General features: G+C 64.5%; 20 protein-coding genes and 1 pseudogene. 8 read left to right on the top strand and 13 right to left on the bottom strand.

Features of this window, described 5'->3' with window-relative positions:
* Positions 1 to 250: 250 nt before the first annotated feature.
* Positions 251 to 2,302 carry a PIG-L family deacetylase gene (locus QK287_RS17555; RefSeq protein WP_282360988.1) on the top strand — a complete coding sequence of 684 codons (2,052 nt, stop codon included), beginning with the start codon at positions 251 to 253 and terminating at the stop codon, positions 2,300 to 2,302.
* Between the two features lie 876 nt (positions 2,303 to 3,178).
* Here QK287_RS17555 and QK287_RS17550 read toward each other — a convergent pair.
* On the bottom strand, positions 3,179 to 3,553 hold the full coding sequence (locus QK287_RS17550) for a hypothetical protein (protein WP_226776165.1): 375 nt from the start codon (positions 3,551 to 3,553) through the stop codon (positions 3,179 to 3,181).
* Positions 3,554 to 3,856: 303 nt separating this feature from the next.
* Here QK287_RS17550 and QK287_RS17545 point away from each other — a divergent pair, with 303 nt between their 5' ends.
* The 3 genes and pseudogenes from QK287_RS17545 to QK287_RS17535 form a co-directional block, all read left to right on the top strand.
* On the top strand, positions 3,857 to 4,135 hold the full coding sequence (locus tag QK287_RS17545; RefSeq protein WP_226776169.1) for a DDE-type integrase/transposase/recombinase: 279 nt from the start codon (positions 3,857 to 3,859) through the stop codon (positions 4,133 to 4,135).
* A 405-nt stretch (positions 4,136 to 4,540) separates the two neighbouring features.
* A complete protein-coding gene (locus QK287_RS17540; protein WP_282360987.1) occupies positions 4,541 to 4,861 on the top strand; it encodes an ATP-binding protein in 321 nt (106 codons plus the stop codon).
* Between the two features lie 1,634 nt (positions 4,862 to 6,495).
* Positions 6,496 to 7,041 (top strand): annotated as a pseudogene (locus QK287_RS17535) (transposase); the annotation flags it as partial.
* Positions 7,042 to 7,353: 312 nt separating this feature from the next.
* Here the strand turns inward: QK287_RS17535 and QK287_RS17530 are convergent.
* The 12 genes from QK287_RS17530 to QK287_RS17475 all read right to left on the bottom strand — a co-directional run bounded on the left by QK287_RS17530 (position 7,354) and on the right by QK287_RS17475 (position 12,875).
* Positions 7,354 to 8,088 (bottom strand): hypothetical protein, encoded by a 735-nt coding sequence (locus QK287_RS17530; protein WP_282360986.1) that lies wholly within the window; start codon positions 8,086 to 8,088, stop codon positions 7,354 to 7,356.
* Entirely contained in the window at positions 8,085 to 8,444 is a 360-nt protein-coding gene (locus QK287_RS17525; RefSeq protein WP_282360985.1) for a hypothetical protein, read from the bottom strand. The genes QK287_RS17530 and QK287_RS17525 overlap by 4 nt, the downstream gene beginning before the upstream one ends.
* A gap of 4 nt (positions 8,445 to 8,448) precedes the next feature.
* Entirely contained in the window at positions 8,449 to 9,033 is a 585-nt protein-coding gene (locus QK287_RS17520; protein ID WP_282360984.1) for an Asp23/Gls24 family envelope stress response protein, read from the bottom strand.
* On the bottom strand, positions 9,030 to 9,599 hold the full coding sequence (locus QK287_RS17515) for an RNA polymerase sigma factor (protein ID WP_282360983.1): 570 nt from the start codon (positions 9,597 to 9,599) through the stop codon (positions 9,030 to 9,032). Before QK287_RS17515 ends, QK287_RS17520 begins: the two co-directional genes overlap by 4 nt.
* A 114-nt stretch (positions 9,600 to 9,713) precedes the next feature.
* Positions 9,714 to 9,941 carry a CsbD family protein gene (locus tag QK287_RS17510; protein ID WP_282360982.1) on the bottom strand — a complete coding sequence of 76 codons (228 nt, stop codon included), beginning with the start codon at positions 9,939 to 9,941 and terminating at the stop codon, positions 9,714 to 9,716.
* A 75-nt stretch (positions 9,942 to 10,016) separates the two neighbouring features.
* Positions 10,017 to 10,625: a hypothetical protein gene (locus QK287_RS17505; RefSeq protein ID WP_282360981.1), complete on the bottom strand. Its 609-nt coding sequence runs from the start codon at positions 10,623 to 10,625 to the stop codon at positions 10,017 to 10,019.
* Positions 10,622 to 11,203, bottom strand: a complete 582-nt coding sequence (locus QK287_RS17500; RefSeq protein ID WP_282360980.1) for a DUF6286 domain-containing protein — start codon at positions 11,201 to 11,203, stop codon at positions 10,622 to 10,624. The genes QK287_RS17505 and QK287_RS17500 overlap by 4 nt, the downstream gene beginning before the upstream one ends.
* Positions 11,200 to 11,607 carry a hypothetical protein gene (locus tag QK287_RS17495; RefSeq protein ID WP_282360979.1) on the bottom strand — a complete coding sequence of 136 codons (408 nt, stop codon included), beginning with the start codon at positions 11,605 to 11,607 and terminating at the stop codon, positions 11,200 to 11,202. The genes QK287_RS17500 and QK287_RS17495 overlap by 4 nt, the downstream gene beginning before the upstream one ends.
* Positions 11,604 to 11,795, bottom strand: a complete 192-nt coding sequence (locus QK287_RS17490; RefSeq protein WP_282360978.1) for a DUF2273 domain-containing protein — start codon at positions 11,793 to 11,795, stop codon at positions 11,604 to 11,606. The genes QK287_RS17495 and QK287_RS17490 overlap by 4 nt, the downstream gene beginning before the upstream one ends.
* On the bottom strand, positions 11,792 to 12,238 hold the full coding sequence (locus QK287_RS17485) for an Asp23/Gls24 family envelope stress response protein (RefSeq protein ID WP_282360990.1): 447 nt from the start codon (positions 12,236 to 12,238) through the stop codon (positions 11,792 to 11,794). The genes QK287_RS17490 and QK287_RS17485 overlap by 4 nt, the downstream gene beginning before the upstream one ends.
* A gap of 190 nt (positions 12,239 to 12,428) precedes the next feature.
* Positions 12,429 to 12,590 (bottom strand): hypothetical protein, encoded by a 162-nt coding sequence (locus QK287_RS17480; RefSeq protein WP_282360977.1) that lies wholly within the window; start codon positions 12,588 to 12,590, stop codon positions 12,429 to 12,431.
* 81 nt (positions 12,591 to 12,671) lie between these two features.
* Positions 12,672 to 12,875, bottom strand: a complete 204-nt coding sequence (locus QK287_RS17475; RefSeq protein WP_282360976.1) for a hypothetical protein — start codon at positions 12,873 to 12,875, stop codon at positions 12,672 to 12,674.
* A gap of 320 nt (positions 12,876 to 13,195) precedes the next feature.
* Here QK287_RS17475 and QK287_RS17470 point away from each other — a divergent pair, with 320 nt between their 5' ends.
* The 4 genes from QK287_RS17470 (at position 13,196) to QK287_RS17455 (ending at position 16,777) form a co-directional block, all read left to right on the top strand.
* Positions 13,196 to 13,969 carry a hypothetical protein gene (locus QK287_RS17470; protein WP_282360975.1) on the top strand — a complete coding sequence of 258 codons (774 nt, stop codon included), beginning with the start codon at positions 13,196 to 13,198 and terminating at the stop codon, positions 13,967 to 13,969.
* A 100-nt stretch (positions 13,970 to 14,069) separates the two neighbouring features.
* Positions 14,070 to 14,540 (top strand): MarR family transcriptional regulator, encoded by a 471-nt coding sequence (locus tag QK287_RS17465; protein WP_282360973.1) that lies wholly within the window; start codon positions 14,070 to 14,072, stop codon positions 14,538 to 14,540.
* A gap of 174 nt (positions 14,541 to 14,714) precedes the next feature.
* Complete coding sequence (locus tag QK287_RS17460; protein WP_282360989.1) at positions 14,715 to 15,509, top strand: PRC and DUF2382 domain-containing protein; 795 nt, start codon at positions 14,715 to 14,717, stop codon at positions 15,507 to 15,509.
* A 1,091-nt stretch (positions 15,510 to 16,600) separates the two neighbouring features.
* Positions 16,601 to 16,777, top strand: coding sequence for a CsbD family protein (locus QK287_RS17455; RefSeq protein WP_282360972.1), 177 nt, complete (start codon positions 16,601 to 16,603; stop codon positions 16,775 to 16,777).
* Positions 16,778 to 17,233 lie beyond the last annotated feature (456 nt).

The raw sequence follows: 17,233 nt of genomic DNA, 5'->3' as shown, positions 1-17,233 counted from the left end.
TAGTCATCACCCTCAAAGGCTCCAGCTACCGACTCAAACATGCACAGACAGACTCCCTGCCCTCGACAAGACCGGAAAATCAGGCAGAATAACCAACATCAACGTGGCTCACTTTTCCGCCCGCGACATGGCTCAATTTTCGACCATCGCTGACAGTCGGCAAAGGACCTGGAGGTTTGGTAATGGCACGGAATCGATTCACCGGTCAACCCGGACAAGTCTTCGCACCGCAGCGCCCCTCGGTAAGTGCATGATGTCGCGCATCGGGGTCGAGGCAGTTTCCGGACGCGAGGATGGCTCGCGTGTCCTGGACGCGGCGGACGCCCGGGAGCCCCTGCGTGACGTGAGGCGGTCTCGCGATGCCGCCAGGGATGTCGCCGCCCAGTACAACCTGCTTGCGTTCCGCGCAGCACGCAGGCACATACGCCCTGTCCGGACCGCTACCGCTGCAGGACTTCGGGCGCTACGCGGCCCTGTGCCCACAGTCCTGGCGAGTTCTCTGAGCTTCGTTGCCCATGAGGACGACGACCTGCTGTTCCAGAACCCTGATATCAGCGACTGGATCGCCTCCGGGCTGCCGCACTGCACCGCGTTCCTTACCGCTGGCGAGTTCGATGGGCTGGCGAACCGCACGAGGGAGGAATACGCGGCAGACCGCCAGAACGGTGAACGAGCCGCCTATGCGCTCATGGCCGGAGTCCCGGACCACTGGGACCGGTCCAGCATGGACGTCGATGGCCGTCCGATTGAGATCGACACGCTCGCCGATGCGCCCGGCCTGGTCCAGCTGGTCTTCCTGTGCCTTCCCGACGGAGGAGACGCCAATCATCTGGACGCCTTGGGGAAGTTGTTCCGCGGGGAGTCCGCTTCACAACCAACGATCGTGCCCACGGGGGGACCGGTCGCCAACAGCCTGACGTATACTCGGGCGGAACTCATCAGTACTCTGACGTCCCTCATGGAGATTTTCCAGCCCACCATCATCCGGGCGCAGGATCCGTGCCCGGACCCGCGGGCCGCCGACGATCACCGGGACCACATAGCAACGGCACAGTTCGTGGCCGAGGCGGTGGCCGACTACCACGGCCCGGACAGTTGCCAGCACGCGGCGCTGGTCAACTACCGCTGCTACAGTATCGCCGGTTCGCAGCCCAACCTGACCGGGCAGCGATCCGCAGAGAAGGCCTCCATCTTCGCAACATACGCGGCATCGGACCCGCAAGCCCATGACCTCGGCTGGACCTCGTCGAGGTACTACCGGTGGCCCTCCGGAAGCGTGTGGGCGGCCCGCGACGGGCTGGGCACGCCTCGCGCGTTCGCCGTCCTGGACAGTCAGGTCATGGCGTGGCACCAGGACCCGATCAGTTGTCTGTGGGAAGGGCCCAAAGAACTTGGGGGTGGTCCCGTCGCTCCGCACCTGGCAGTGGGGCACAATGCCGACGGCCGGCTTGAGGTGTTTGCATTCCGGATCGACACCGGAGACATCACCACGGCGTTCCAGACCGGACCCGACCTCGCATTCTCCGACTGGGTCAACTTGGGCAGCCCCGACGGCACCGGATCGGCGGCCACAGGCACCCCCACCGTCGCCAGCAACCGGGACGGCAGGATGCAGGTTTTCGCGCGCAATCCCAGTGGCGGAATGAGCACCATTGCCCAAAATGGGCCCAACCTCAACTTTTCCGACTGGCAGGACGTCGACGGCGGAACGGACCTGATCAACGAGCCCGCCGCGGCCGTTGTGACAGCCGACGGCCGCATCGAGTTATTTGCCAGCAACGGCGACGGCGTGGAGCACTGGTTCCAGCCCGTCGCGAACGGGCCGCTGGAGCATGACCCGGCGTTTCCCTCGAGGGCCGCCGCGGGGGCCCCGCAGGCAGCAAAGGGGCGTGACTCCCTGTTGCGGGTGTTCTACAGAAATCCACAGGACGGCCACGTGCTGGCGTCGCTCCAGGCCGCCGTGAATGGCGGCTGGGATCCCATCGTGTCGGACCTGGGCGGTCCGGCGGGGCAGGGGCAGACCACGGTGCTGACGAGGCCGGCACCGGACGGCCGCCTGGTTCTGGCCACCCGCGCAGATCCGAGCACGGAGTACTTCGACCTGCAGGAAGATGACGGCACCTTTGCCGGACTCTGGACCGAGCTGCCCTGCTCCCTGATGGGTGTACCCGCAGTCGTGCTTCAGGCCAACAACGTGTTGGCGATGCTGGGCATTGGGACGGACGGCTTCCTCTACGTCAACCAGCAAACCATGGACGGTCCGCCCTTCGATTTCCAGGGCTGGATCCGCGCGGGAGCTTAGCCTTGATCCACCGAAGATGATCGAGGCACCGACGGCGGTCTAAACCGGGAATGAACGTTCTTAAAGGAAAAGGGAAACCAGATCCGCGGCCGCCTCGCAGCAGCCCGCAGCGAAGGCACCCACCCCAGCGCAGCCGTCACCACGGGCAACGGTGCCGTGAACGCCAGAGAGTCCCGCACGATGGCAACAGCAGCAGGTGTCAATGGCCAGTAGGGACTGAACGAGGTAAGAACGGCCCGAGCCTATAAGTAACGGCGCAACCGCGACCTAGATGATCGAGCTATTTCGGATATCGTATATGTCCTGATGGGTGGGGCCCCGGAAGAAGCATTCTTCGAATTCAGCCACTTCGTGAGCATCATTGCGTGACCAACGGAGATGAGCGCCACGAGTGCAACTTTTGAGGGTAAAGCCCACCGGGGTTGTTGTGTGGTTCCCACCTTGCACGGCGCGTACGCTTCCGGGCACCGGCGGCCTGGGTAACCGCGCCTGGCAACGCACCGTTCGTCGCGGGCTACGTGGGACACTTCTGGGTGCCGCCCCAAAGTGTTACGTGCAGGCCCCTTCACCGGACTATCCATCGAACGGTCTTGCGGGACGTCGTCTGGCAGCCCACCTCTACTTCAAAGATCAGAACCTCGGACCTCGATAGGGACCCGCTAGCCCACGGATCAATCGAAGTCTGTGGTTGCGGGCGTTACCGGAGCATCTGCCTCTCCACGCGTCCCTTCTGCCCGGGACCCGGGCGAAAGCAGCAGTGGAGCGATCATATCGTTTTGCGCGGCAGATCTGGTCCACCATACCCGGGCGTGATCGAGATCTCCGCCCTCCCTAGCATGCAGACCGAGCATGTTCATGCTGTCCGTGTTGCCAGCATCAGCGGAGGCCGCGACGGCGCGAAGCGCGTTCATCGACGGCGTCGGCGGCGTCTTGAGGGAACAGCAGCAGGCAGTCAGCGGCAATGGTACTGCCTGCTTTGACAGCTTTCAGGAGCAATTGCCGGGCTAGCGGAACGGCTCCGCCTGCGAGATATAGCTCGGCGATGCTCATGAGCACTTCGGGGTTGCCCGAGGCTGCTGCACGCTTGCGGTGGTCAAGTCGAGCCTGCAGATCCCCGTCCGTGCAATACTCTCCCAAAAGGAGCTCCGCAAAGGGAGCGACATCCTCATCGCCGCTGTCGATGGCAATCTGGTAGGCGTTCCGGGCACCGGCCGGATCATCCTGCCCCTCAAGCAGCAGCCCCAGGTTCACGGCTGCCGATCTGCAAGGCGCTGCAGATCGCCCCGAGCACGTACTACGCCCGCCGTTCCCGGCCGGAGTCCGCCAGAGCAGTCAGCGACCGGGAACTGAGGGGAAAGATCGAGCGCGTCCACGCTCAGAACTACGATGTCTACGGAGTCCGGAAGATCCACAAGGAGCTGCACCGGCAGGACATCCCAGCGGCGCGCTGCACCGCCGAGCGGCTGATGCGCCAGAAGGGCCTGCGCGGGATCTCGCGGTCCAAGGGGCCCGCGCACCACGAAGCCGGCACCGGAGACCGGCAGGCCCGCGGACCTGGTCGAACGCCGGTTCCAAGCGACAGCGCCGAACCGGCTGTGGGTCGCAGACATCACGTATGTCCGCACGTTCGCCGGCCGGGTCTACGCGGCGTTCGTCATCGACGTCTTCTCCCACAGAGTCGTCGGCTGGCAGGTGGCCATCAGCCTCTACACCGATCTGGCACTGGACGCTTTGGAAATGGGTATCTGGGCCCGGACCCGGGACGGCGCCGAACTTACCGGCCTGATACTTCCCTCGGATTATGCCGAGGATGTTAACGCCAACCGAAAATAGGGCCAGAAATGCCAACTGAAAACAAGGCCACCGACCATTATGGAAGGTGATCAATTTGGATGATTGGGCGGAGATACGCCATCTGTCTTCAGCGGGTAAGCACTCGAAGCGTGAGATCGGCAGGAGCGTGGGGGGTCCCGCGGAACGGTGGAGCGGGCGCTGGAGTCGGACCGGGCGCCGAAGTACCGGCGGGCGGCAGGAGTGTCGAGTTTTGACGCGTTTGCCTCCAGGGTGCGGGAGCTGTTAGTGAAGACGCCGACGATGCCGGCTGCGACGCTCGCGGAGCGGGTGGGTTGGTCTGGTTCCGCGTCGCTGTTCAGGGCGAAGGTCGCCGCGATCCGGGCGGAATACGGGACTTCCGCTCATAGATCAAGTACTACGCCCGGGGCCCTGCGCCCACCCCGAATGAGCGATGGGTTGCGTCGTCTCGGAGACCCGGCCCGGGACGCCGGCTGGTCCCATGAGGAGTACCTGGCAGCTGTCCTCTCCCGTGAAGTCTCCGAATGCGAAGCCTCCGGAGCGGCGACTCGGATCAAGGCCGCGAGGTTCCCCGCGCACAAGGACCTCGAGGAGTTCAACTTCGACCACCAGCCCTCCGCGGACCGGAAGCTTATCGCCTACCTGGGCACCGGGGTGTTCCTCTTCGAGGCCAAAAACGTGGTCCTTCTCGGACCTCACGGCACCGGCAAAACCCACCTCGCCGTCTGGGGCGGTTTCTTGGGCTAAACGGTAGGTTCAACACCACGGCGGGACTCCTGATCTGATATGCCCGAGTATCCACGAACGACCGCCCCGATCGCACAGGTGATCGATCAAGATCCGGTCTGGGTCGTCGCCGCGCTGCCTGCCCAGCATGCGTTAACGACGGAGGAGGCAGAGATCATCGGGGGTGCTGGCTTTGGATTCGGGGGCCGGCTCCCACCCCCAAAACGGCGAGGACAGCGACGCCGGATACCCAGAAGCCGGATGCGGCGATGACGGGGACAATGATGGCTCCGGTGGCGGGTGAACTGGTGGGAGGACCATGGCAGCAGGGTCCACCGGTTCCTGCAACTCGCCCCGAGGCTGGCCCGCCTGCTGCCTGGCCAGGCTCAGCGAGCTCATGATCAGCTCCTGATCGGTTGCCTTGTCATGCTGTTCCCCCCGCAGTCCTGCATGAACTGGTGTCAGAGCGGAAGACCCGGACCGGCCGCAAACCCAAGGTCGATCTAAAGAATAATCAGCAAATCATGTCGTACGCGGCCCTGGCCACCATGAAGTAGTGAACGCGAAAACCCAACGGAAGGACGAACGATGATGAACACCCCGAAGAGACCCCGCAGGGCGGTACCCGGTCCGCCGTAGTCAGCCGGTCCCCCCCCACAACCGAATAGGACGTTTCCGGGAACCCACACACCCGGAACATCAGATCAGAGGCAAGAGTGTGGACACTGTCCACACGAAAAAACACCAAAAAAGCCTCTGACCTGAGGAAACACTGTGCCCGAGGTGGGACTCGAACCGGGTTCCAGCCCTTGCAAACACTGGCCTCCCGCCGAAACATCCGCTATCCGGCCCAGTCCGGCACCGGTACGGCCCAGTCCGCGACCCAAAGTGTGGACACTGTCCACACCCCCAGATCTCCCCACCACAGGCCTCCCCCAAACTGCCGCACCCCGCATCGACAGGGTGCGGCACTTCGTTGCCCAGAAAAGAGTTGATCCTGCTGGAGAGTTCAACCGCGGCTGCAACCGGGTCCCGCCCGCGCCCGTTGCCGAGTCTTGGGCATGCAACACGGCATGCCCAGCCTCCAGACTCTCCATCACGACGTCACCTTCCCTTCAAACTAGTCATGATCCGATCGACGGACCGCAGCATGACCGGGCGGCGCCCCTTCAGACGCTGATCGCGGACTAACCGAGCCACACGAAACAACGGAACCCCGGCGGCGCCACTAGCCGCCGCCACAGCACGGACTGGACTGCTGGCAGTGCGACAGAGGTGGCTGTCATCCGTGCCACTTATGAACGTTAAAGCAGGGAACCGTAAAGACCTGGCACCGCGGAGAAGGGAGGGAGTGCCTGGTCAGACCGGCGGCTCTAGCGGCACGTACCGTAGTCGTGTCCGGCGGGGACCGGGATGTCGGTGAACCAAGTAAGGCTGAAGCAGCCGCCTGGTTCGTGACAGTCCAATCGGTTTTCACATACTCCAAGACGCTTCTGCCGGCGGTCTGGTAGATGACATGTACCCCCAATGTGCAGCCGGAACCCACAGTACGGAAGTCTCAGGGCATACTGGTGACTTACTGTTCTATGATCCGCGCCTATCTGCGCTGGGCCCGCAACCACAGCCGCAAAGACCCGACCGCGCTCATCGACGCAGTGTTCGCCGCCCTGGGCGAGCAGACGGTAACCGTCGCCGGAACCGAAGCCGTTGAACTCGTCATCCCGCGCGTCGCCGCCCAGATCAAGGAACTCAAACACCAGCGGACCATCGTGGCCGACGAAGTCGAAAAGCTCCCGGACGACTTCCCTCTTACGCGGGTCTTGATGTCCGTGCCGGGAGTCGGCATCAAGACCGCAGCGACGATACTCCTGACCATCGGCGACGCGGGCCGCTTCAAAACCTCCGGTCATCTCGCCGCCTATGCCGGCATCGCACCGGTCACCCGCCGCTCCGGGACCTCCATCCGGGGGGAATTCCCTTTGCGCTTCGGCAACAAAGAACTCAAGAATGCGCTCTTCAGGTCCGCCTGGATAGCCTCGTGCCATGACCCGCTCTCCAAGGCCTACTACGAGCGGAAACGCGCCGAAGGGAAGAAACATAACGCCGCCATCATCTGCCTCGCCCGGCGCCGCTGCGACGTCATCTTCGTCATGCTCAAAAACGGAACCTTCTACCTGGAAAAAACTCCTCAGGCAGCTTGACTAAAAGCATAGGGACACCCCCCGTGGCGAGCCCGCGGAGGCTTCCCCGGGATCGGTGCCCGGCCTCGTTGGCGAAGCTCCGGTCAAATAGCGGTTGACCGGAGCTTCGCCTCATTATGACTGGCCGAACCTTGATGTTCGCTGGGAACGCGGTCGCAGGGGGCGCTACTCTGGCAAATTCGATCACTCCGAACGTGGGAAGCCAATAGCCGTGTTTACGTCAAGCTGTGCCGTGATTATTGCATCTGATGCAAGATCAGCACTCCTCCGCCCGTTGCCACCCGGCAACCGGTATTCGGGTGCCCCTTGCCGTTAGTAGCCGCCGTGGTGTGCACTGGTTTCGAACGCTCCTACCGGTGCTGGTGCCTTCCCGTGGGGCGTGCCCGGGGAGGTCCAGCCGGTCCGGTCCGACATCTCCTTGCCGACCAACACGTACAGGGCGAGCATCTCCTGGATGTTGGTGCCGGGGCATCCATTTTCGTCGTCGAGCCAGGCGAAGATAAAGTCACTGGCCGTCAGCAGGTCCTCGTCAGTGAAGTTGCTCAGGGTGGCCGCGAACCGAGAAGTCAGCGACCCGGTGCTTTCGCGGGGGCGTATTTCGAGAGAAACGCCGCGGCCCGGCACAGGCCGGTCCCCGGGGCCGTGGTCTGCAGCTTCCAGGTCCGTGCGCAGCCCGGCAAGAGCCGCTGACTCCACGAACGCGGCGCGGCCCAGGTGGACCTGGATGTGTGAAGCGGCCCTCATCTGCCGGATTCTGCCGGTAATGCCGATCAGGGCCTCCCGGGAGACTCTGGTGAGGCTGCCGTCAATGTCGACGTGGACGGTGTCCGTTGGGGCGTCGAGGCTGATAATTGCGTCGAGGTCGTGGTCCATGGATCGTTCCCATGACTGTTCGTCGGCGGAGCGGACCCGGAGTGAGGTGGTCCCGGCTGCGGGCTGGAGTGTTGCCCCGTGCACTGTGGTGTCATGGAGTGCTGTGTGTGCTGCTGGGGTGGGCTGCGGGGTGCTCCCGGTTCCGGAGGGGACCGACACCGGCTGGCCGATCACGGTGTCGGTCCCGTCCGGAGCGGCTCCGGGCGGTGGCGGATGGAGCTGACCTCGACTGTGACTTTCACGTCGTGTCCTGACAGGTCCTCGTCGAGGCTGGTGCGCAGAGTTGCGGCGATGGTGCGGGCGAGGTCGGCGGCCGGGACCGTGCCGTCGGCTCCGACCCGGACGCTGACGGTCGTTGATGTCCCTTCGGTGCTGAAGCGCACGTACTCCGGGTCCGGGTCACCGGCGTCCGGGTCCAGTGCGGCCCGGATCAGGCGGGCCGTACTCTTCCAGGCGGGGTCTACCGGGTAGAGGGTTTGTACTCCCTCCAGGGACAGGATGCGTTCACGGAGCCGGGCGGTGTCGGCCATTGTCCTATCCTTTCGATCCGGACGGAGAAGGTGGCCGGAGTTCGGTGATGGTGATGTTCAGTTCGGTGATGTTCAGTTCGGAGTGGGTTGCCAGAGCGGCATCCAATGCGGTGCGCAGGGTGGCTGCGAGCTCGGGGAGCCGGTAGCCGTAACGGGCCGAGACGTTCACGTCGACGGCGATCGGTGTTCCCGTGACGTTGACGTCTCCGGTGAAGCGGCATTTACCGATCATGATGCCTTCGATGGTGTCTCCGACGGACCGTACAAGGCCGCAGAGCGCTCCCTCGGTCTGAAAGAGCAGATCTCCGGGAAGCTCAGGTGCGAGCGGAATGCTGCGCCCGGCTTTCATCTCCAGGTTCAGGTTAGCGAGGATGCTCTCCAGCCAGGGCGAGTCGTCCCGGCCGGCCTCGGCTAGGTCTTCGGCCAGAAGGTCGTTGGTGATCTCCCGAAGCCTGCGCAGCCCGGCCAGCCCGGCTTGGCACTGTGGGCAGGTGCTGATGTGGTCGAGATCATCGGTGGTGCCGTTGTCGAGGTAGTCGCTGAGGTCTTCGATGGTGCGTCCGCAGCCGGTGTCGGTCGTGTCGTTCATCGCCAGTCCTCCATTTCCCGGGCCAGTGTGGTCCGTGCTCTGGCCAGCCGTCCGCGGACGGTAGCTTGGCTGATGTTGAGCGTTTCGGCAATGTCTTCATAGGACTGCCCGCCTAACTCACGCAACACCCAACATCGGCGTTGTTCTTCCGGCAGAGCGGCCAGGGCATTTTCAAGAGCCCGTGTGCCGGATGTTGTAACGGCCGAGGATTCCGGTCCCGGGGCAGGGTCGGGCAGGCCAGGAAAGTGTTCGATGGGTGCGTGGGGCTTGCGCCGGCGGAGCACGTCCAGAGCCCGATTGCCGGTGATCCGCAGCAGCCAGGGACGAACGGCGGACGCGTCACGGAGGCCGTCAATCTGGTTCCAGGCCTGGATCAGGGCCTCCTGAACGACGTCGTCAACGTCTGTGGTTGAGCCAAGAACGCGGCGGGCGTAGGCGCGCATCATCGTGCCGTACCTTCGTGCCAGGCCCTCGAAGGCTTCCATATCTCCGTCGCCGGCCCTCCGGGCGAGCAGGCCATCGCTGGCCTCGGCGAGGGCATCCTTACGGGCCGTGGCTGCGCTCAAAATTTCCCCTTAGGTGGTAGTAGCCGGTGCCCTCGAGAGCCGTTCGCGGCGGTGGGTCAAGGTCTCCCGCCCCGGCGAATGGGTGCCGCGGGCGGGAGAGCGGTGGTGCGCAGCCTACTTACTGAATCCCTCTTTGAGCTTGCGGGCGGCGTTTTTAATGTTTTCCCCGATGTCGACTGCGGTCTCCTTGGCTTTCTCGCCGGCTTCTTTCATGCCTGCGGCGGCCTGGTCCTTCTGGCCATCGCGTTCGAGTCCGCGGTCGCCGATGAGGTGGCCGGCGTCTTCCTTGGCGGCGCCAAGGTGATTTTGCGCGGTGTATTCTGCTTTGTCATCGATGCCCATGGGGGTGTCCTTTGGTGAGTGGTTTGTTGTTGTTCGGCTTTTGGGCGGCGCTGATGCTCTGCGGCCCGTCGGTGGTCAGCGGACGCGGTCGGTGCCGGAGAGACTGGAGCGCAGCCCGGCGGTGATGCGGATCAGGACCGGGCCCTGGTCTCCGAGCAGGTTATCGAGGCCACTGATGAGTTCTTCCCCGCGGACCGCCAGGTCTTTAGGGGAGACACCTTTGCGGGCCTGGAGGGTGAGTTTGAGTCCGTCGGCGCGTTTGACTTTCCAGGTCGTGACCGTGGCTGCGATAATCCGGTCGTCCCCGCTGACGGCGTCGCGGATGGCCGCTGCCACCAGTGGGGTCCCCACGGTGGTGGTGCCGTTCTTGGCCGGATCCTCGCGGCGTCCGGCCCTGTTGGTGCGTCCGCCGCCTTGGGAGCTGATCCAGGCGAGAAGCAGGACCATGACGATCACCGCCAAGGCCAAAGCTCCGACGGTCCACCAACTGGTGGATGTACCGGCAATGGGTGCGCTGGACAGGGCGGTGGCCGCGTCCTCCCGCAGGGACGTTCCCGCCGCTTCCCAGCGTGCGGCGATGCCTGGGAACAGGCCTGCGGCGCCGATCAGCACGCCGGCGCCGGTCAGGAGGAGCCCGAAGAGTCCGAGCAGCAGCCTGTTCAGGCCGCGATGAGTCCCGCTCATATGCCCAACGCTCCTTTCGTGCTCGTGCGAACTTTGATCCGTGGTGGCGCGGAGAGCCCGTAGCGTTCAATTTCATCCCGGACCGCCGCCTCTGCGGCCGCCGCATCGATTGTGGTTCCGGAACTCGGGTGGATCAGCACCTCGACAGTGCGTTTTCCGATCGTGGTGGTGACCTGTTCGGGGGCCAGGCCCGAGGCGGTGCGGGCACGCCGGGACACGCCGGCGGCAATGACATCGTCGTCGACGACGACAGCAGCCCTGTCGCTGGCCAGGATGTGGCGGGACCGGTGCCCGCTCCGCAGGGCCAGCAGCACGTAGAAGAGGCCGGCCAGAACCAGGCCCAGGCCGGCCGCGATGAGTCCGGCCGGGATCGTGGCGGTCGCGAGGTGCACCAGCCATTGCCCGACCTGGTCCGGTGAGGCCAGCAGCGGTGAATTCCCGGTCAGGGCCAGCACGGTTTCCGTGCCCAGCCAGAGCAACAGGAGGATCAGCAGGACTGCGGTAATGATTGATGCCAACGCCCGTGACCGGTGAATTTCGCGGCGGCCGATGCGTCGGATGTGCAGGGGGGTGCTCATCGGAGTGCGCCCTCCTTTTTTCCGTGGTGGAGGCCGGTGAGGCGGATATCGACCTGTGCCACCGTTGCCCCGGCGATGTCCATCGCGTCGTCGATGATCTCGGCGCGTGCCCGTCCGGCCCGTTCATAAAGGGTCCCGCCCGTTGCCGTAACAATGCCGGTGTTTCGGGCCGCTTCGTTCAGGGACGGCACGGCCAGCGCCACCGCGACGGTGACGGCCATGTGTCCGTGATCATCATGGATACGGGCCTTGACTTCCCGGGCAGGGATCCCGAAGGCCGCCGCTGTGATGGCTTCGACGGTGTGGTGCAGCGCTGCCGAAGTGATTCTGGTATGGCCGGCGCGGCGGGCGCCCGGGGGCGGTGCGGGGGCGGTGTCGGGACGGGCGATGGTGCCGGCGCTCACGAGGAGGAGCGCTTGCCGCGCAGGGCGTCGAACACTCCGGTCAGATCGAGCCGGCCTTCAGCGGTGCGGCCCAGGACCGCCCCGAGAGCCATAAAGAGTGCCACGAGGAGGAATCCCCAGAACCCGAAAGCCAGGGCCGTAAGGGCGAGGGTCGCTCCGATCGCGATACCGGACAGCGTGGGGCTCATGAGACGCGCGCTTCGCGGGTGGACGCTGCGCGCTTCTCGTCATCGGACTCATCATCGTCGGAGGCGACGTGGATATCGGTGACGGTGACGTTGACTTCGGTGACTTCCATGCCGACCAGGTCTTCGACGGCGGTGAAGACGGCGTCGCGGACGTCGTCGGCGACCTTCTGCAGCGGGTGGGGATACTCCACGACAAGGGTGATGTCGACGGCTACCTGAGTCTGACCGACTTCAACCGAGACGCCCTGGGTCAGGTCCTTCTGGCCCACGGCTTCGCGCAGGGAACCCAAAACGCGGGCGCCCCCGCCGCCGAGAGCGTAGACCCCGGTGATGTCCTTGGTCGCGATACCGGCGATTTTCGCCACGACGCCGTCGGCGATCGTGGTGGCCCCACGCCCGTCCTTACCAGCCTTGGCCGGCACCGCCGCGGAAGCGGACTGCACGTCTGCGGGGGTTTTGCTCTGCGGCTGTGTGCTCACAAAAATCACTCCTGAAATAGGTGTCTATACGAGATTGTCGCGGCGCCACGGAGACGCCTACGCAAATAAGACGCACCCCGCCCGGCATTCGTCACGCCGGAAATATGTGATCTGCATCACTATCCTGGCAGGCGGTACGGGCAGTTGCCCGGGGTCAGTGCCGCTCCCGTCGACGGCGCCGAACTCCTGAGGCGTAGAAGGCCAGCGCCGATACCGCGCCCAGCACAAGGCCGCTGCCGAGAATGAGAGCGACCGGACCCGAGCCCAGGACGAATGTGGCAGCCGCGGCGCCCAGAAGCAGCAGAGGCAGAACCACTGCAGGGATCCAAAAGCCGGGACCGCGGGTTGGAAGCGAGGGGACCTCCCCGGGGCGAGAGGATTCCCGGGACACGGCGTCCTACTTATCCGGTGTCGACTGGCCTGGTGCGGCCGGGGCGTCTTCTTCCGGATTGAAATTGGACCCGTCGTCAGTCGTTGTCAGCGAGATCCCTTTATCTGATACCGGAATGGTTCCGTCGGATCCTGCACCGCGGGCCTTCCGCTCTGCTTCGGCGGCGGTTCCACCGCTACCGGGTGCAGGTTTTTTGTCGTTTTCGTTCATGGGATGTCCTTCCGGTGGGCGGTATAGTGCCGCGAGGTGCGGGGTCCGCTGCGCACCGACCATGTCAACAGGTTGGCATGGTCCGTGACTTCCTTCACAGTACGCCCCCGGTTCGTGCGTCGGCACCCGGGAAAGCCGCCCGATGCCCGGCCCTCTTTGGTCGTTGGCGGGTTGCCGGGTTGGCGGGTTGGCGGGACCAGGCGGAGGAAAGCGCCTCCTTGGCGCCACATTACTAAGCATGCTTGCTTTTATGGGGAAGGCCGTGCTTAGTTTGCCCGGAAGACTTTACTTCCCGCTCGCACACCACCGCACCCTGAATTTTGAAGAAAATTAATGGAAGATACACTCATGGCCGGTCTGGCCACCGTCGTGGACTCGTTCCCAAACTGGCCCTGTTTCTGGTCATCCTGATCGTCGGGCTTCTGATTGCCAAGGCGATCTCCAAGGCCCTGTCCAAGCTCCTGCACAAGGTCGGTTTCGACCGGGCTGTGGAGCGTGGCGGTGTCAAGAAGGCCCTGGCGAATTCCTCGCTCGACGCCAGCGACATCATCTCCAAAATCATTTACTACGCCCTGGTGCTGTTCGTGCTCCAGTTCGCGTTCGGCGTCTTCGGACCCAACCCGGTCACCACGCTGCTCGCCTCGATCATCGCGTTCCTGCCCCGCATCGTGGTGGCCATCATCATCGTGATCATTTCCGCAGCGATCGCCGCGGCCGTGAAGACCCTCATCCAGGGATACCTCGGCGGGCTCTCTTACGGGAAGACGCTGGCGAACATCGCCAGTATCTTCATCCTCGGCATCGGTATCATCGCGGCCCTGAACCAGGTTGATATCGCCACCACCGTGACCACCCCGATCCTGATCGCCGTGCTCGCGGCCATCGTCGGGATCCTGGTGGTCGGTGTCGGCGGCGGTCTGATCAAGCCGATGTCAGCCCGCTGGGAGCAGTACCTGAACAAAGCCGAAGAAGAGGCCCCCCGGATCAAGGCCCAGACCCAGAACGCCCCCCCGGCAACCCAGCAGATCAAGGACGCCGCGCAGCAGCACCTGCCGTCCAACACATCAAAGGGCACCGGAGCGCACCGCTCCTAACCCGGCCCCCTATCCCCCGGTACGCCGGCCTGCAGGCCGGCGTACCGGGACGGGCAGAGTTCTCCTCCCCCGGCCTGCAGTCAACCGAAGGAAATCCACCGTGGCAGCCAATGGCAGGACCCCGGAACCCCGCACGCCAGGACCAGACAGCCCGCTGATTCCGGAGCGGCCCCGGTGGTCCACCCATCAGCTGCTGTCCATGGCAGCCCGCTCCGTGGAGCGCCGGTGGGATAACTCCCTGGCCCGTGTCGGGCTGAACCACGCCGGGGTTCTCGCGCTCCAAGGCCTGGCCCAGGCCGGACCTGTGACCCAGGAAGCCCTGGCCGCGCTAATCCGGGTCCAGAGCCAGACGCTGGGCCGGGTCCTCGCCCGGATGGAGGCCGCGGGCTATGTCTCCCGGTGCCGCAGCGCGACGGACCGGCGCAGCAACCAGGTGAGAATCACCGAGCCCGGACGGGACGTACTTCGCGCCGCGCAGGAGGTCGAACACAGCCTCCTGCCGGCCCGCTTCCGGTCCGGCTCCCTGCACCGGGAACTCACCGCACTGATCCGCGAGGGCGACCCGGCCTGATAGCCGCCGGTACCTGTGGCGCAGATCACATCAAATGGGAGTGACGATTCTGGTCCGGACCCCGTCATACCTGCAGGCCCGCGAGGCCGGCAACATCAACCGGAAATCGTTTTACCCAGCGAAGAAACGGCGTCAGGCGCCCTGCCTGAAGCCACAATCGCCAGGAGAAAAAAGATCAGCACCCACGAAGTTGACACCTTACTCGCCGGAAAAACCACCGTCTACTCCTCCGACGGAGAAAAAGTCGGCAGCATCGGCCAGATCTACCTCGATGACCAGAGCGGGGACCCCTCTTTCGCGACGGTAAAGACGGGCATGTTCGGGACCTCCGAGACCTTCGTGCCCCTCGCCGAAGCCTCCCTCAAGGGAAACGATCTGAACGTCCCCTACACCAAGGACCAGGTCAAGGATGCCCCCCGCGTCGAAGCAGACGGCAGCATCACCCCGGAAGAGGAAGACGAGCTCTACCGCCACTACGACCTCGGCAGCACGGGCAACAGGGCCCGCAACCTGACGGACCCGGACACCGCATCCGGCCGGGAAAGCACCGGCCGTGAGACCGTCGGGCACGACACCTCCGGGCCGACCACTGACGATGCCATGACCCGCTCCGAGGAACGACTGAACGTCGGAACCGAGAAGGTAGAAGCCGGGCGGATGCGTCTTCGTAAGCACGTCGTGACCGAGAACGTCACCACCACGGTCCCGGTCAGCCGCGAAGAGGTCGTCCTGGAGCGCGTCCCGATCACGGACGAGAACCGCGGGGAAGCCACCGCCGGACCCGAGCTCAGCGAGGAAGAACACGAAGTGATTCTCCACGAGGAACGCCCCGTCGTGACAAAGGAAACCGTCCCGGTCGAACGCGTCCGCATGGGCACGAAAACCGTCACCGAGGAGCAAACCGTCACCGAGGAAGTCCGCAAGGAACAAATCACCACCGACGGCGACGACACCCCGGCTAACCGCTGACCCCGAGAGGTCCAAGCGGTCTGCCCAGGACTGCCGCACACCCGGTGGGCCCGCCGGCATCCCAGCCAGCGGGCCCACCGGCCCGTCCCCCCGTCCACGACTGCCGCGCAGGCCGTCGGAGTGACCGATCAGACTGACACAGTCCGTCCCGGCACCCGGCCCGCCGGAGAGAATGCCTACGCCGGCCCCGAGCCCAGATCCGCTGCTTTCGCCCAGACGGTGCGCCGACGGCCAAGCCGGCCCTGCCTCCCACTAGGTGCGGCCCTAGCCGAGCAGGGACCTTCCGACCCGGCTTCCCCACGGAATTCATAGATCAGGAACACCATGAAAAAGATCCTTTTCGCTCTCCTTCCGGCCCTTATCGGGAGGGTTTTGCGCGCCCGGCGCGCGAGAAGGAACGGTCCCGGCCCCGCCGGCGGCACCACCCGCTACTGACCGCGCTTAATGATCGCCCGTAACGAGCTCATCGGACAGGAAATATCCGCCCGGACAGGGCCAGGCTCCGGGCAGGGCTGAGAAGTCGATGCTGGTTTCAGCTGAGGTCCGCCCGTTACCACCGAGGCGCTGAAAGACATGGTGAGGATGGCAGCCTGCTACCGGGCCTCCTGGCCTGAGGGAACTGGCTTGTCCGGTTATTTCGGCGAGAGCACCGAACGACTTGTTCCGTCGGAGCGCATTTTTTGGGGCGCTCCAGCCAAGTGCACACCCGGTCTTGCTTTGGCTTCACTGCGGCGACGGAACCGTTCGGTTCCCGGTCAGGAAGCGCGTCGCCGGGTAATCTGAGGTTGGGCCGGCCGGCCGGCCCGATATGACGGATAGGGCCACCCGATGGCTGTTAAAGATGCGGTCTACCAGGACTGATCCGGTGGTTACCGATTCCGGCTCGGGGCCGCCTACGGCGAAACCAGTGCCTCGTCCGAGAGCTACACAACGAAGGCCGCGGCACTGGGCGGCATCGATTCCGTCCAGAAGAACGGGGACTCGCAGATCACTGATCTCACGCAGTAGGCCGGTACTGGTGCGATGTTCTTAAGCATGCTTACTATGTTTGTTCGGCCGTATCAACGGTCACCAACAAAGGAGGAACCACGATGGGACTGGGCGACAAGATTCAAAACGCCGCTGAGAAGGCCGGCGGCAAGGGCAAGGAAGCTGCCGGCGAAGCCACAGGCGATGACAGCCTGAAGGCTGAGGGTCAGACCGACCAGGCCAAGGGCGATCTGAAGCAGGCCGGCGAGAAGGTCAAAGACGCCTTCAAGAAAGACTGAACCGGATCCAAGCGAAGGGGCGTACTCCTTTTTGAGGGTGCGCCCCTTAGCTTGTCCGCGCGGCGGCAAGGAAACTCGCTCCTACCTGTAATAGGTCTCGTACGCGTAAAGGCTGACTCCTGCAGTCTTGCCCATACAAAAGAATCGGCACCCCCTACAACCCCCGGCCCACCCCCCCAACTGGTCCCCAGCAGAGGAAGGGCGGTTTCCTTGACCGCCCACGCCCAAGTCTGGGCCGATACCGCCGGGGGTTTGTCATTTCCCATGTTTGACACCGCTTCGGCCACCAACGGGTTTTACATGCACCACTGGCAACGCCGGGGCCACGGAAAAGTGCCACGGACCCCCTGGTGAGGATCCATGGCACTTCCCGCCGAACCATGCATCCGGCAGGTTTTTCGGGTGGGTGTTACTTGGTGTTGACGGTGATTTTGGCGATGCCGACGAGCATGTCGG

Source organism: Arthrobacter sp. AL05 (assembly GCF_029960715.1).
GTDB lineage: Bacteria > Actinomycetota > Actinomycetes > Actinomycetales > Micrococcaceae > Arthrobacter.
This window is presented reverse-complemented; position numbering and strand designations above follow the sequence as displayed.